Raw genomic sequence first — 16,263 nt, forward strand, 5'->3', positions numbered from 1 at the left:
ATGCAACGCTACCTAGACTATACTTTGAATCTGTTTCCTACTATAATAAAGGTAAAAGAGAGGAGGTGCACTATGTTTGAAAAAGATTGGAAGACTTTAAACAAGGCGCAACAAAGCGTTGTACACAATATAAAAGATGCGCTCCTCGTTCTAGCGCCTGCAGGGACAGGGAAAACAAAAGTCATTGCTATGCGTACAGCCTATCTTTTACAGCAAGAGATTGCGCCTACATCCATTTTATGTTTGACCTTTACCAACAAAGCAGCTAAAGAGATGGAGCAGCGTATTGCTCTTTATGACAGGGCAATGAGTAGACAACTTACCATTAAGACCTTTCATTCCTTTTGTTACTATCTTATTAATCAAGAAAAGCAAAATGCAAGGCTCGCTTTTCCCTGCACGATTATTGATGAAAGTGATACCGAAGAGATTATCCGTCGTATTGTGTTTGCCTTAACAATGGAGGAATGGAAAAGGGTCAATACATTGACCACTTTTATTGAAAATGTCAAAAAACATAGGTTGGTTGTAGAACCAGAGCATCGACACGACGATACCTTTGTGGTTAAGGACTACTTACGTGTGCATAAGACAAAAGACCCTTTGATCAGTCAGTATGGGCTAAAGCTCCTTAAAAACTATGAGCGCTATTTGAGGGATAACAACTGTATAGACTTTACAGACTTGATTTTAGAGGCGACTTATTTGCTAGAAGACCCTGTAATTTGTGCAAAGTGGCAAAAGCGCTATCAGTACATTCAAGTAGATGAAATGCAAGATACGAGTATTAGGGAGTATCATATTATAAAAACGTTAGCCCAATATAACCATGTGGCGCTCTACGGGGATTTCAATCAAACCATTTATGAATGGCGTGGTTCCGCCCCTTATGAAATGATAGAAGACTATAAAACACTTTTTAGTCCTGTTGAGATTTCCCTTGAGACCAACTATCGAAGTACACAACTTCTTTTAAAAGCGGCCAATGGATTTATCCGCAATAGTAACTTATATCCTACTTTATCTATGCCTAGCGTAAAGGAAATTGGAGAACCTATAGAAGTTTTTTGTGGGCGAACGAAAACAAGGGAAATGGAACTGATTACCCAGTCTTTAGTTCAACACTACACAGGGGGGGACAAAGAAGTGGCTATTTTGACCCGTACCAATGGGCTGGCTAAAGATTTGTATCGTTATCTTGAGCAAAAAGGAATTCCATGCATTAAAGTCGAGGATATTCGCCTAATGCGTCGTCCAGAGGTTAAGGATTTACTATCTGTCTTTAACTATACGGTTAATCCAAGGAATAGCTATGCCCTTGAGAAAGTCATTAAGCACCCCGTGATACATATGGAAGAGTGGCTCATTAAGGCATTAAAGCAAACAAAGTCTGCATACATGTCTTTACATGATTGGTTTTTGGCTGAGAACAATGACCCTTACTATGCTCTAATCAAAGGATTTGAGCACAATCAAGTCATTGTACTGGACGTAGAAAGCACAGGACTTGATACAACAACAGATGATATTATTCAAATTGCTGCCATCTGTTACGGCAAAGAAGGGGTCAAAGCTCAACTAGATATTTTGGTAAAGCCTACTAAGTTGGTAGGGGATTCTTTCTTTGTCCATGGATTTAGTGATGAGCAGCTCGAAAGGGAAGGGATAGGCATTCATGAGGCACTCGAACAGCTTGCTGACTTTACACATGGGAAGGTGGTAGTGGGACATAATGTCAAATATGATCTATCCATTATAGAAAGTATGTGTTCCCGTTACCAACAACCTCCACTTGAACACTTGGAAGTTTATGACACTCTAGACCTAGCCCATAAGATGTATCCAAAGCTTTCTAATCACAAATTAGATACCCTTTCACACCTTATTCAAACAAAAGCTACACCTAACCATAATGCGTTACAAGATATACTAGCAACGAGTGAAGTGCTGACTCATTTTATTGAAAAGTTAGTGGGTACACAAACGCTACGCTATAGCCAAATCGAAGCTTATTATCCTTATGTAGCTATCTATAAGAAGCAGGTACAAGAGCTAGTTGAGGCCATTAGGCAACGATCTACCCATGAAGGGATTTCATATTTGATGAATAGCTGTGGCTATAAAGCACATTATAAAGGTGAAGAACTAAGCAATTTACGCGATTTTTATAAAATGGCAGAAGCACTTTATACAGCAACCTTTTCTTATGCGGATAACCGTATGCGACTCTTAGCCTTTTCAGCACTCCATGCTAGTGAGGTGGAACAAAGTGCCTTATTTAAAGGGAAAGTGCCTGTAATGACTATGCATCAAGCAAAAGGATTGGAGTTTGACTATGTGTATATGGCAGGATGTAATGAAGGGGTTTTTCCTTCATCTAGAAGTGTCCAAGAAGGCTATATAGAAGAGGAAAAGCGTCTTTTTTATGTAGGGATGACCAGGGCACGTAAAAAGCTTTATTTAAGCTATAATAATAGTAAACCTATGAGTTTTCTCATTGAAGAGATCGAAGAAGACTTTAAAAAGTATAGGCAAGATACTTAATAATCTGTATAATAAAGAAGATGGCTAGCAAATAGCACCACGAGACCTAGGAGGACTATATGGAAAACAACCAAAATACAAATGACTTTACAACAGTACGTATGGATAAGCAAAAACGCATTGCACTTGTTGCCCATGATTATCGTAAAAAGGATATCATTGAATGGGTAAAAAACAATAAAGATAAACTTGTTAAACACTTTTTATGTGGAACAGGTACCACTGCTAAGCTTTTAGCAGATGCTACAGAACTTCCAATCACAGCTTTTAATAGTGGACCACTTGGTGGAGACCAACAAATTGGGTCACGTATTGTAGAAGGCAGTATCGACTTTATGATCTTCTTCTGGGATCCTCTTTCTTCACAACCACATGACCCAGATGTAAAGGCATTACTACGTATTGCAGCACTTTACGATATCCCTGTTGCAACGAACCAATCAACCGCAGATTTCTTACTCACTTCACCACTTATGGATCTAGAATATAATCGTAAAATTATAGATTATACTAAGCGTATTCATGGGCGTACAGAAGCATTTGTAAAAGACGAGCCAATGGCTTAAGTAAAATAATTTTTCGAAAAAATTTCAGCCGAAACAATGTAGATAAACCAAATGTTTCGGCTTTTTTGATACGCGTTTTTAGGAAATTTTGGGAATAAAAGGATTAGACAAACCGAGTTAAAAGTGATATATTTTTTAAGCAGTCATCGATACATAAGAATAAATATTAATTAAGAATTACATTAAATAAGATGCTAGAAATAAACTAGAGTTAATATTTTTACCTATAGATTATGAGGGATTGTGAGGGAGAAAGTTATGCAAGTTATTAAAAGAGATGGACAAGAAGTTCTATTTGATGAAATAAAGATTTACAATGCAATTATGAAAGCCATGAAATATGGAAGTGGTATTGTAGACGAGACCATAGCTCAAAAAATAGCCGATGAAATTGAAAACTTTTTTGCCAAATCACAAGTGAAACCAACCATTTTTCAAATTGAGACGTATGTTTATTTAAAGCTCATTGAAAATGGACATGAGTTAACGGCTAAGGCATATGAAAGTTTCCGTGCGATTCAATCTTTTAAAAGAGAGACGAATACAACAGATCAAAGCATTATGGGTCTTATTAACTTAACAAATGAAGAAGTTATGAATGAGAACTCCAATAAAAATGCTATGATGGCCTCTACACAACGTGACCTCATTGCTGGAGAAGTATCTAAAGATATTTCAAGAAGAAAAAAATTACCTGCGCGCATTGTACAAGCTCACGATGAAGGTGTCCTTCACTTCCATGATATGGATTACTTTATGCAATCTATTTTCAACTGTTGCTTAATTAACATTAAAGACATGCTTGATAATGGTACAGTCATCAACAAACGTATGATTGAAAGTCCAAAAAGCTTCCAAGTAGCTTGTACGGTTATGACACAAATTATTGCACAAGTAGCAAGTAGCCAATACGGTGGACAGTCTGTAGATGTACGCCACTTAGGTAAGTACTTAAGACGTAGTAAAGAAAAGTATTACAGACTATTAGAAGGCACACTTCCAGATTCCAAACAACTTGAAGATGCAGTGATGCGTTTAACAAGAAAGGAATTAGAGTCTGGCGTACAAACGATTCAATATCAAATTAATACACTTATGACTACAAATGGACAAAGTCCTTTTGTGACATTATTCTTAAATGTTGACGAAGAAGATCCTTATGTAGAAGAAGTGGCATTGATTGTAGAAGAAATCTTGAAACAACGTCTACAAGGCATTAAAAATGAAAAAGGTATTTATACCACACCTGCCTTCCCAAAATTAATTTATGTGCTTCATGAGCATAATGCATTAGAAGGTGGCAAATATGATTATGTAACTGAAACAGCGGTTAAATGTAGTGCAAAACGTCTGTATCCAGATTATATCTCATCAAAAGAGATGCGTAAAATCTATGAAGACAATGTATTTTCATGTATGGGATGCCGTAGCTTCCTTTCTCCGTGGAAAGATAGTACAGGCGAGTACAAATTTGAAGGTAGATTTAATCAAGGTGTTGTAAGCTTGAATTTACCACAGATTGGGATTGTTGCAGATAGTGATCTGGATAAGTTTTGGCAACTCCTTGAAAATCGCTTAGATTTATGTTTTGAGGCGCTTATGTGCCGACATAATGCCTTAAAAGGTACTTTGTCAGATGCATCTCCAATACACTGGCAACATGGTGCTATTGCGCGTCTTGAGCAAGGTGAAGCCATCGACCCACTCCTAATGGATGGATACTCTACAATCTCATTAGGCTATATTGGATTGTATGAACTGACTAAGCTCATGATGGGTGTGTCTCATATTGAACCACAAGGTGAAGCCTTTGCTTTAGAAGTGATGCATAAGCTCAATGAGACAACTAAACGATGGAAAGATGAAACAGGCTTAGGATTTGGCCTATATGGTAGTCCAGCAGAATCTTTATGTTATCGTTTTGCACGTATTGATAAAGCAAAATTTGGAGAGATTCAAGATATTACAGATAAAGGGTACTACACTAATAGTTATCACGTCGATGTAAGAGAGACAATTGATGCTTTTAGCAAGCTTAAGTTTGAAAGTCAGTTCCAACCTATCTCAAGTGGGGGATGTATTTCTTATATCGAGATTCCAAACATGAATCATAACTTAGAAGCTTTAAGACAAATGGTAACTTATATTTACCACAATATCCAATATGCAGAGTTTAACACTAAGTCAGACTGCTGCCACTTATGTGGATTTGAAGGTGAAATTACGATTAATGAGAGCTTAGAATGGGAGTGCCCAAGCTGCCATAACAAAGATCAAAATAAGATGAATGTTATTCGTAGAACATGTGGATATTTAGGCGATAATTACTGGAACAAAGGAAAGACTCAAGAAATTAAGAGTCGTGTCCTACATTTGTAAACGCCTATATTCAATAAACCAAAGTGAATAAAATGAAGGAACTGTTATATGCTACTTAGTATAACAGTCCTTTTTTAAATGAGGTGACATGATGCATTATGCACAGATGCGTAAATTTGATATAGCCAATGGTGTGGGTATTCGTACAACTCTTTTTGTATCAGGTTGTACCCATAACTGCCCAGGCTGCTTCAATCAAGACTATAAAGCCTTTGACTATGGTAAACAGTGGAACGATGAGGCTGAGACCACTTTCATGAGTTATGTCCAAGATGAAAATGTACACGGAGTGACCGTGCTTGGGGGCGAACCTATGGATCAAACTCAAGATGAGGACCTATACAACTTACTTAGACAGATTAAGACCAAGACACACCAGACTATTTGGATTTATTCAGGCTATACATTTGAAATGATTTTACAAGACCCAAAGAAGCATCGTCTCTTAGAATGGTGTGACGTACTTGTAGATGGGCTATTTATTGAAACACTAAAAGATATTAAATTAAAATTTAAGGGCAGTAGTAACCAAAATATTATAGATGTACCAGCTTCTTTAGCACAGGGAGAAAAGGTACTTATGGATATCGAATAACGCAATTACCTAAAAATATAGAACATACAATAAGAAAGAAAGTGAATCTGAAATCACAGGGACTGCTTAAAGAGGCTATAATGGACCTGACAAGAAACACTTACTGTGGAGGAAATACTATGAATAACCGCACAATTTATTTTGCAAAAGTCAAAGAAAATGCTATTATCCCAACAAAGCGAGAAGAAGATGGCGCCTTTGACCTCTATGCTTGTTTTGAAGAAGAATATAGAATCATTGCACCTCATGAAACACAGATGGTGCCAACAGGACTGGCATCAGCCTTTTCTTCAGATTATGTTGCTATTCTAAAAGAGCGTGGTTCAAATGGAAGTAAAGGGATTGGTCAACGTGCCGGTGTCATTGATTCAGGCTACAGAGGTGAATGGTTTGTGCCACTTACAAATCACAATACAGTACCTGTCGTGATTTTGAAAGAAAGCTACACAGGAGATAAAAGTGCCTTTGGTGAGGCAATTATTTATCCTTACGAAAAAGGGATGAGCCAATGTATTTTGGTAGAGGTACCAAAGCTTAAGACAGAAGAAATAAGTTACGAAGCACTTCTTAGATTTGAGTCTGAACGTGGAACAGGTATGTTAGGATCTTCTGGTAAATAAAAGAGTATCTTTACAATAAAGCACCCTAAGGAAAGTTATAAACCTTAGGGTGTTTTATTGTAAACAAGAAAAGGAGATTCATGATGATTAGTATGATTGTTGCAATGAGTGAAAATTATGTCATAGGAAAAGGAAATAAAATGCCTTGGTATATACCTGAAGACCTACAGTATTTTAAAAAGGTCACAAAAGGTCATACTGTTGTGATGGGGAGTAAAACGTTCGAAAGTATTGGACATCCACTTCCGGATAGAATCAATATTGTATTAACGCAAAATAGAAATTATCTGGCAGAGGGATGTAGCTTAGCACATAGCGTAGAAGAGGTTATAGAAAAGTATTATGGGGAGCAACAAGAGCTCTTTATTATAGGAGGAAGTACACTTTATCAAGTCTTTATGCCTTTTGTAACAAAGTTGTATATAACATGGATTGAAGGAAATATAGAGGGTGATGCATACTTTTCAAGATTTCCTTTAGCACACAAGCAGCAAACAGGATTTAAATGTATTAAGCAAATGCCTCAAAGTGAGCAGCATAGCTATAAGTACAGGTTTACTGAGTGGAAAAGAGAATCTTGGTAGTAAATCATAAGAGTACATATACTTTTTGAAAAATAAAATAAACTACAAAAAAGTTTATATAATATGATATAATTTTTATAATAGCAAAAATATAACCTGTAAATAGTGCTAGGGGGATAATAGGATGAATCTCTATAAAATTGTACTCGTTGATGATGAAGAAGAAATTAGAAAAGGTATTATTCGTAGAATCAAATGGGGAGAATTAGGATTTAGTGTTGTAGGAGAAGCAGAAAATGGGTTAGAGGCACTTGAGGTGATCGAAAAGACTTTGCCAGATTTGGTGGTGGCAGACATTAAAATGCCTTTTATGGATGGGATTCATTTAACAGCAGAGATTCGTGACCGCTTCCCAACGATAAAGGTTATTATACTCTCAGGATTTGATGATTTTGAATATGCCCAAGAAGCGCTTAAGCTAGGAGTGATTCGCTATATTTTAAAGCCTATTAATGCCATGGAAATCAATACTTTATTAAGGGAAGTCAAACTTTTATTAGATGAAGAAATTTTGTCTAAAAGTAACTTAAGCACTTTGAAAGTAGCCTACAAAAAGAGTTTGCCTTTATTAAGAGAACGCTTCCTAAATCAATGGATAGAAGGGCATACAGAGCGTAGGGTGATTGAAGAGAACTTACATGCACTAGACATTCAACTGGGAAATCACCCACTGGTGGTAGCAATTATGCGACCAGATGAAATTTATAAACAAGTCATCCAACAAGCATCTATTACCAATAAGAACCTCCTAAAGTTAGCGATTTTTAATATTGCAGAAGAAATTACACAAGTAGAAAAATTGGGGAGTTTGTTTGCAAGAAGAGAAGGCTTCATAATTGTTATAAGCCTACAAGAAGGGGAACACCCTAAATCAAGTAGCCATGTATTTAGAGGGCTTGAACAAATACGTAGTGCTGTAAAAAAATATTTAAATACGACGCTGACAATAGGGGTAGGAAGTCTTTGTAACGATTATACCCTATTGTATAAGAGTTACTTAGATGCCACTTCGGCATTAGACTATACCATTACAATTGGAAATGATAAGTTAATCTATTTAGATGACATAGAACCTACTAGGCACGTGGAGCCTTTTTTAGAGGAAGCAGATGAACATATGCTACTGACTATGATTAAGCTTGGACAAGAAGAAAAAATTGAAGAGATGATTTATGAGTTTCTTGGACAGATCAATGGAGAGTGTATGGCCTTACGAGAGTATCAGATTTATATTGTAGGGTTACTAGCAAGTATTTTGAAATTAGGGAGGAGTATGAAAGTAGATATGAGTGCGGTCTTACCGCAAGATACTAATTTATTAGAAGCTTTAAGTAGGCTGTCTACTCAAGAGGAAATACAGATGTGGCTGAGTGGGATTTGCCTAGGGGTGGCAAGAGACATTAATAACTCTAGAAAAGATAGTAAAAATGAACTCATTAAGAAAGCAGTGGAGTATATGCATCTCTATTATGAAGATGAAACATTGAATGCAGAAGCTATTTGCAATTTTTTGCATATTTCAACAACCTACTTCTCAGCTCTTTTCAAAAAGGAGATGCATATTACCTTTAGTAACTATTTAACACAAATTCGTATCGAAAAGGCCAAGCATTTACTCCAGACAACGGATAAAAAGGCTGCAGAAATTGGGTATGCTGTAGGCTATCCAGAAGGACATTACTTTAGCTATGTGTTTAAGAAAATTACAGGGTATGCCCCAACGGAGTATCGCAATGGAAAGGTTTAAGAGTATTAAAAGCCTAATGATTATTTGTTTTACATCAATTATTGTAGTTGTTTTACTCTTTACAGGAACGAGCCTTTATAAGAAATTTAATGATATGGCAACCCACTATGCCACACAGTCAGCTAAACAGTTGATGTCACAAGTGAAATACAGCTTAGATACTTATACAAGAAGTATGATTGATGTGTCTAACACGTTATACTACAAGATTATTAAGCACCAATCAGTTCAAGAAAATACTTTTACTAGCCAAATGTCACTGATTCAAACGACGAATAATCATATTGCTAACTTAGCTATTTTTAAAGAAAATGGGGAGCTTATTGCAGCTAATCGGTATATGCAAGTGAGAGAAGGGGTAGATGTCAGTCAACAAGAATGGTTTCAAAAAGCTATAGAAAAACCGGAAAATGTTCATTTTTCAAGTCCTCATCAACAAAAGATTTTCCAAGATAATACACCATACGTCATTACATTGAGTCGCGTTGTATCCTTGAATGAGGGTGGGAACATTATTCAAGGGGTCCTGGTGGTAGATATGTATTTAACAGGCATAGAAAATATAGGGACACCTATACAAGATAGTGATATAGGCAATATTTATATTGTGGCAACCGATGGACGATTGGTCTATGGAGACCCTGTGAGTTTTGAGAATATGCAAAATGCGGTAGGTCAGACACTAGATGCGGAGTCTACCTTATTTCAGAAGGAAAAGTTATTAGTCACTACACAGGTCGCGGGCTATACAGGATGGAAAGTGATAGGGGCATGGGACCTTAAGAAGTTGCTCGTAGATTATGATACGTTCCAAAACTTTTTAATTAGGGTGCTTGTGTTAGGGGTAGTCCTTTGTGTACTAGGGACATTGTTCATTTCTTCTCGATTATCTGCACCCCTTTATAAGTTGCAAAAGTCTATGAAACTTGTAGAAGAGGGAAACTTTAATATTAGATTGCCTGAAGAGGGAGAATATATTGTTTCCGAGCTTTCTAAGACTTTCAATAAGATGGTTGAACGTATCAAAGGGCTCAAGCATGAAATCGTAACAGAACAAGATGACAAGCGAAAAAAAGAAATGGAAGTGCTCCAATCTCAAATTAATCCTCATTTTTTATACAATACATTAGACTCCATTATTTGGCTTGTAGAAGATGAGCGTAATGAAGAGGCAACGATGATGATTACAGCCCTTTCTAGGTTCTTTCGCATTGGCATTAGTGGGGGTAAAACCATAATTACTGTCAGACAAGAATTAGAACATGCAAGAAATTACTTAGCTATTCAAAAAATCAGATACAAGAATAAGTTTGAATATACGCTAGAGGCAGAGAAAGGGACTTTAGAGTGTCAAACCCTCAAATTGGTTTTGCAACCTCTTATTGAAAATGCGCTGTATCATGGTATTCAATATATTCAACATCAAGGCCAAATTCATATTCAAGTGTGGCAAGAAGAAGGACTATTGATGTATCGTGTACAAGATAATGGCGTGGGGATGGAGAGAAATAGGTGTGCTTCTTTGTTAGAAGAAGATACAATAATTTCCTCAAAAGGCTCAGGCATAGGCATTCGAAATGTACATAGACGGATTCAACTTTATTATGGCATTGATTACGGACTGGAAATAGAGAGTGAACAAGATGAAGGGACAACTGTTTTAATAAAAATGCCTTTAACAGATCAGGCATATTAGAGGAGGAAGGTATGAAAAAGACTTTGCAGTGGCTCATCATTGTATTAGTACTCGGAGCGCTTTTGGAAATAGGTCTATTGACCTTTAAGCAACTGATACCCAAAGAGAAGCAGCAAGTCAAAATCGGAATGGTACTGTACAATGAACAAGACCCGTTTATTCGAAAAACTGTGACCTATATCCAATCTTATCTTGAAACACTCAATCAAGAACTGCCTGTAGAAGTTAGCTTAGAATTTAAAGATAGTGCCCATGACCAAAAGTTGCAAAATCAGCAGATTAGTAGTTGGATTGAAACGGGTTATGACCTTCTTATTGTGAATATGGTCGAACGTGAAGATGCCAGTATGATTATTGACAAAGCACAAAATGCCAATGTTCCTCTTATCTTTTTTAACCGGGAACCTGTTCCTCAAGATATTGCTAGGTGGAAAAAAATTGCTTATGTAGGTTCACGTGCTGAAGAAGCTGGGATTATTCAAGGCAAGATGTTGGCCGATGCTTTAGATGAAGGCTTAGAAGTAGATAAAAATCAAGATAGTAAAATTCAGTATGTTATGTTAGAAGGGGAATATGGTCATCAAGATGCTATTTTAAGAACGTATTATTGTATCAAGACATTGGAAGAACGTGGATACATCATGGATAATTTAGCCACAGATACTGCTTTGTGGCAAAGAGATGCAGGCAAAGAAAAGATGCTTGAGTGGTATGAAAGATTTGGAGACAAAATAGAAGTTGTGATGGCTAATAATGATGAGATGGCACTAGGTGCCATTGAAGTCTTAAAAGAAAAAGGGTATTTTCAAGAGGGTCAAATGATACCTGTATTAGGGGTAGATGGTCTGGATGAAGCGTTGAAGGCGATGGAAGAAGGAACACTTTTAGGCACAGTACTTAATGATGCCAAGGAACAAGCTAGATGCATTCTTTATAAAGCTTATGACTTGTTAGAACTCCCCATAAGCGACACATTGGTTCCTGAGACACAAACAGATAGTCAGTATTTATGGGTACGGCATATCCCCTTAAAAAATAATACTTTAGAAGATAAAAAATAATACAAGGAAGCGAAATTGCTTTCCTTGTATTATTTTTTTGCATAAAATTTTATAGATAAAAGCTAAAATTTTGTATTCATCTTAAGGTCTATTCTGCTTAGAATAAAGGTATAAAGTGTGGCGCTTATACAAGTGTCAAAATCATAGGGGGTATTAGAATGAAAGTAAAAAAAATGTTAAGTGCACTCGTAGCAAGTTGTATGATGTTAGCTTTTGTAGGGTGTTCACCAGCTTCAGGTCCTGCATCAATAGCTACAGACCAACCAGCAGAGCCAGCAAAGAAAGAAGAGCCTGCTCAAGCTGAGACACCTAAAGAAACTGAGACCAGTGGTGCACTTCCTAAAATTGGAGTAACCATTTACAAATACGATGATAACTTTATGACCTTCACAAGAAATGCTATTCAAGCAGCTGCCGAAGGGAAAGCAGAGCTTACAATGAATGACTCACAAAACGACCAAGCCAAACAAAATGACCAAGTAGATACCCTTATTGCTAAAGGTGTAGATGGTCTCATCATAAACTTAGTTGACCCAGGTGCAGCACCAACCATTGCTGAAAAAGCAAAAGCTGCAGGCATACCTGTTGTTTTTATCAACAAAGAATATCCAGATGGCACAAATAGTATTGGTTACGACCAAACTTGGTATGTAGGAACCAACTCTGCTGAATCAGGCATTATCCAAGGGGAATTGATCTTAGATGCATGGAAAGCAAATCCTACTTGGGACAAAAATGGGGACCAAACCATTCAATACGTTATGCTTATGGGAGAGCCTGGACATCCAGATGCAGAAGCTAGAACAAAAGAATCAATTGCAACTATTAATGCAGCGGGAATTCAAACAGAAGACCTTGGTACACAAACAGGTATGTGGGATGCAACCAAAGGTAAAGAGTTGATGGAAACATGGCTTGCAGCAAAAGGTGATAACATTGAAATGGTTATTTGTAACAACGATGGGATGGCGCTTGGTGCAGTAGAAGCCCTTAATGCAGCAGGCTACTTCCAAGGAGATAAATATATGCCAGTTGTAGGTGTAGATGCCATTCCAGAAGCACTTGAACTCATTAAACAAGGGAAAATGCTTGGAACTGTTTTAAATGACCCACTTAACCAAGGGAAAGCAGCGGTAGAACTAGCCATCAATGCAACGGCGGGTAAAGATGTACTTGAAGGCACAAGTTGGCAATTAGATGATACACTTGCTGTACGTGTACCTTACGTTGCGATTACAAACGATAACTTAGGCGTAGCAGAAGAAGCTTACGGACTCAAATAAAAAGGTTTATAGTGAAGCTTAATTATTGCAGATAACGACCTTAGGAACGTTATCTGCATTGATTTAAGTCGGGAGGGGTGGTGAAGGTTAATGGCAGAAACAACCTATTTACTAGAAATGAATCATATAGGGAAACAGTTTCCGGGTGTTAAGGCATTAGATGATGCCAACTTAAAATTAAAGCCAGGAACAGTACATGCATTAATGGGGGAAAATGGTGCAGGGAAGTCTACACTGATGAAATGTCTATTTGGGATTTATCTAGAGGATGAAGGAGAAATTTATTTAAAAGGTGAACACATCCAGTTTACCAATCCGAAACAGGCACTTGAACATGGGGTGTCCATGGTGCACCAAGAGCTGAACCAAGTCAGCCAAACCCGAGTAATGGACAATATATGGCTTGGAAGATTTCCGGGTAATCCACTGTGGGTAGATGAGAAAGAAATGTATGAAAAAACAAAGGCTATATTTGATCAACTGGATATTCGTGTAGATCCAAGGGAAAAGGTGGGGCACTTATCTGTCTCTCAATGTCAGATGGTAGAAATTGCTAAGGCCGTTTCTTATGAGGCACAAATTATTGTTATGGATGAACCTACTTCATCTTTAACAGAAAAAGAAGTAGAGCATTTGTTCCACATTATTCAAAAACTTCAAGATGAAGGCTGCGGCATTATTTATATCTCACACAAGATGGAAGAGATTCTTCGTATTTGTGATGAGGTGACTATTATGCGAGATGGGAGGTGGATTGCCACTCACGATGCTTGTGAACTCACAACAGATAAGATTATTAACCTTATGGTTGGTCGAGATTTGACCCATAGATTTCCACCTAAAACCAATCAGCCAGGTGAAACTATTTTAGAAGTTAATCATCTAACTGCATTTTATAAACCAACTATTGAAGATATATCTTTTAAGTTAGCAAAAGGCGAGATTTTAGGGGTTGCAGGATTGATGGGTTCAAAACGAACAGAACTTCTCGAAACCCTTTTTGGCATTCGACATAAGGAAGCGGGCGAAATCATCTTACATGGTAAGACAATACAAAATAGAAATGCCAAAGAGTCCATAAAAAATGGCTTTGCCTTACTTACAGAAGAAAGACGCAAAACAGGAATTTTTGATGTATTAGACATTAAGTTCAACGCCATGATTGCCAACTTACCTAGATACACCAATGTAGTAGGGGTCACCAGTGACCAAAAGATAAAAGAAGACACTCAGTGGGTCATTGAGAGTATGAAGGTAAAGACACCATCTCAAAGAGAAAAGATTCGGTCTTTATCAGGTGGAAATCAACAAAAGGTCATTTTAGGTAGATGGCTTTTGACAGAACCAGAAATATTAATGTTAGATGAACCTACGCGTGGTATTGATGTTGGGGCAAAATATGAAATTTATCAATTGATTATGGATCTTGCCAATAAAGAAAAGGGTATTATTATGATTTCTTCAGAAATGCCAGAGCTTTTGGGGATTACAGACCGTATTTTAGTAATGAGTAATGGGCGTGTTGCAGGAATTGTGGCAACTAAACAGACCACTCAAGAAGAAATTTTAAAACTTGCAGCGAAGTATCTATAAAGGGGGAGCGTTATGAGTGAAACAAGCCAAAAAAAATGGAGTAAAAGTAGCATTGCAGACTTTTTAATTAACAATGCCATTTATGTTGTACTTTTACTTTTGGTTATAATCATTATTTGTATGGACAGCAGTTTCTTATCTGTAACAAACTTTAGGTTTATTATTACACAAGCTTCAACACGTGTTATTTTAGCATTAGGGGTAGCGGGATTGTTAGTTCTTGCAGGAACAGACCTTTCTGTAGGACGTATGGTTGGGCTATCGGCAGTTATTAGTGCATCGCTCCTTCAAACGCCTGAATATGCAAGAAGAATTTTTCCAGATATGGCACAGTTACCTGTCTTTGTACCGATTTTACTGGCTATTTTCTTCACAGCTTTAGCATCTACTATTAGCGGATATGTTATTGCAAAGTTTAAGGTTACAGCTTTCATTGTAACATTAAGTATGCAGCTCATCCTTTATGGTGCCCTTTCTTTATACTATGATTACACAGGAGGGTCACCTATTGCGAATCTAGATGAACGCTTTAAATACTTTGCACAAGGAAGTCTAAGTTTAGGCTTTATAGAGGTACCTTTCCTCGTCATCTATGCGGCCATTACAGTTGGTCTTGTCTGGTTCATTTGGAATAAGACAAGACTTGGAAAAAATATGTTTGCAGTAGGTGGTAACGAAGAAGCAGCAACCGTATCAGGGGTCAATGTCATTCGCACTATTGTTCTTGTGTCTATGTTAGCAGGTGTTCTCTATGGGTTTGCGGGTGCACTAGAAGTTGCAAGAACAGGAAGCGCAACCAATAACATTGGGAATGGCTATGAACTAGATGCCATTGCAGCCTGTGTTGTAGGTGGCGTATCCTTCAATGGTGGTGTTGGATCTATTGCAGGTGTTGTAAGTGGTGTACTCATGTTCCAAGTGATCACTTATGGACTCAACTATGTAGACGTGAGCCCTTATATTCAATACATCATCAAAGGTTTGATTATTGTTATTGCTGTAGCCATTGATACAAGAAAATATATTAAGAAAAAATAGGAACTGTTGAAAAATGAATAGCTATAAGTTCTTATGAATAAAAGGTCTCTGAAGTGAACGATTTAAGCGCACTTTTAGAGACCTTTAACAATTCAATAAAATGAGCTAAAAAGAATAGGTAGGACAACCAAAAAGACAAGCCCAATGCCTATAACAATAAATTGCGCAATGGCATAGTTTTTAAGAGATTCCTGGGAGGTAAAAACAAGAATGCAGATGAGCATAATAATGTTTACAAGGGGAATGGACATCCCAAGTGTCACCCCTACCCAGGTAGCAATAGATACATCTTCCTGATAGGGATATCGCAGTTGTCTACCAAGAGGCGTCATATTGGAGATGTTGTAGCCTGTAAAGTCATTGCTATTGGTTTGAGTACCCTCTCGGGGGATGAACCCTTTTAAATCAGCTTGACAGTTAACACAGTAGAGCGCATCAGCACTATTTTCGTAATGGCATTTGGGACATACTTTTTTCATGATATCCTCCCGGAATATGCAATATAATTCAAAAACAATTAAATATATAAAAATATTATATCAAACAAAACAACATGT

Annotated in this window: 13 protein-coding genes; 12 read left to right on the forward strand and 1 reads right to left on the reverse strand. The window is 37.2% G+C overall.

What is annotated here, in order from left to right:
• Nucleotides 1-72: 72 nt before the first annotated feature.
• From RRY75_RS12290 to mglC, 12 genes are all read left to right on the forward strand, one after another.
• Nucleotides 73-2,544 carry a 3'-5' exonuclease gene (locus RRY75_RS12290; protein WP_332493466.1) on the forward strand — a complete coding sequence of 824 codons (2,472 nt, stop codon included), beginning with the start codon at nucleotides 73-75 and terminating at the stop codon, nucleotides 2,542-2,544.
• 59 nt (nucleotides 2,545-2,603) lie between these two features.
• Nucleotides 2,604-3,110: a methylglyoxal synthase gene (locus RRY75_RS12295; protein WP_332493465.1), complete on the forward strand. Its 507-nt coding sequence runs from the start codon at nucleotides 2,604-2,606 to the stop codon at nucleotides 3,108-3,110.
• A gap of 258 nt (nucleotides 3,111-3,368) precedes the next feature.
• Nucleotides 3,369-5,489, forward strand: a complete 2,121-nt coding sequence (gene nrdD, locus RRY75_RS12300; RefSeq protein ID WP_332493464.1) for an anaerobic ribonucleoside-triphosphate reductase — start codon at nucleotides 3,369-3,371, stop codon at nucleotides 5,487-5,489.
• Between the two features lie 91 nt (nucleotides 5,490-5,580).
• Nucleotides 5,581-6,084: an anaerobic ribonucleoside-triphosphate reductase activating protein gene (nrdG, locus tag RRY75_RS12305; protein ID WP_332493463.1), complete on the forward strand. Its 504-nt coding sequence runs from the start codon at nucleotides 5,581-5,583 to the stop codon at nucleotides 6,082-6,084.
• Nucleotides 6,085-6,203: 119 nt separating this feature from the next.
• Nucleotides 6,204-6,704, forward strand: a complete 501-nt coding sequence (locus RRY75_RS12310; protein ID WP_332493462.1) for a dCTP deaminase domain-containing protein — start codon at nucleotides 6,204-6,206, stop codon at nucleotides 6,702-6,704.
• A gap of 83 nt (nucleotides 6,705-6,787) precedes the next feature.
• Nucleotides 6,788-7,288, forward strand: coding sequence for a dihydrofolate reductase (locus RRY75_RS12315; protein ID WP_332493461.1), 501 nt, complete (start codon nucleotides 6,788-6,790; stop codon nucleotides 7,286-7,288).
• A 124-nt stretch (nucleotides 7,289-7,412) separates the two neighbouring features.
• A complete protein-coding gene (locus RRY75_RS12320; RefSeq protein WP_332493460.1) occupies nucleotides 7,413-9,035 on the forward strand; it encodes a response regulator transcription factor in 1,623 nt (540 codons plus the stop codon).
• Nucleotides 9,022-10,731 (forward strand): sensor histidine kinase, encoded by a 1,710-nt coding sequence (locus RRY75_RS12325; RefSeq protein ID WP_332493459.1) that lies wholly within the window; start codon nucleotides 9,022-9,024, stop codon nucleotides 10,729-10,731. Before RRY75_RS12320 ends, RRY75_RS12325 begins: the two co-directional genes overlap by 14 nt.
• Nucleotides 10,732-10,742: 11 nt before the next feature.
• The gene (locus RRY75_RS12330) at nucleotides 10,743-11,792 is read left to right on the forward strand and encodes a galactose ABC transporter substrate-binding protein (RefSeq protein WP_332493458.1); all 1,050 of its coding nucleotides are present in this window, start codon (nucleotides 10,743-10,745) and stop codon (nucleotides 11,790-11,792) included.
• Between the two features lie 158 nt (nucleotides 11,793-11,950).
• On the forward strand, nucleotides 11,951-13,075 hold the full coding sequence (locus RRY75_RS12335; RefSeq protein WP_332493457.1) for a galactose ABC transporter substrate-binding protein: 1,125 nt from the start codon (nucleotides 11,951-11,953) through the stop codon (nucleotides 13,073-13,075).
• A 90-nt stretch (nucleotides 13,076-13,165) separates the two neighbouring features.
• Nucleotides 13,166-14,668, forward strand: a complete 1,503-nt coding sequence (gene mglA, locus RRY75_RS12340) for a galactose/methyl galactoside ABC transporter ATP-binding protein MglA (RefSeq protein WP_332493456.1) — start codon at nucleotides 13,166-13,168, stop codon at nucleotides 14,666-14,668.
• 12 nt (nucleotides 14,669-14,680) lie between these two features.
• Entirely contained in the window at nucleotides 14,681-15,706 is a 1,026-nt protein-coding gene (mglC, locus tag RRY75_RS12345; protein ID WP_332527228.1) for a galactose/methyl galactoside ABC transporter permease MglC, read from the forward strand.
• A gap of 92 nt (nucleotides 15,707-15,798) precedes the next feature.
• On the opposite strand, the gene RRY75_RS12350 is transcribed toward mglC, so the two are convergent.
• Nucleotides 15,799-16,185 carry a hypothetical protein gene (locus tag RRY75_RS12350; protein WP_332494350.1) on the reverse strand — a complete coding sequence of 129 codons (387 nt, stop codon included), beginning with the start codon at nucleotides 16,183-16,185 and terminating at the stop codon, nucleotides 15,799-15,801.
• Nucleotides 16,186-16,263 lie beyond the last annotated feature (78 nt).

Source organism: Niameybacter sp. (assembly GCF_036655075.1).
Lineage (GTDB): Bacteria > Bacillota > Clostridia > Lachnospirales > Cellulosilyticaceae > Holtiella.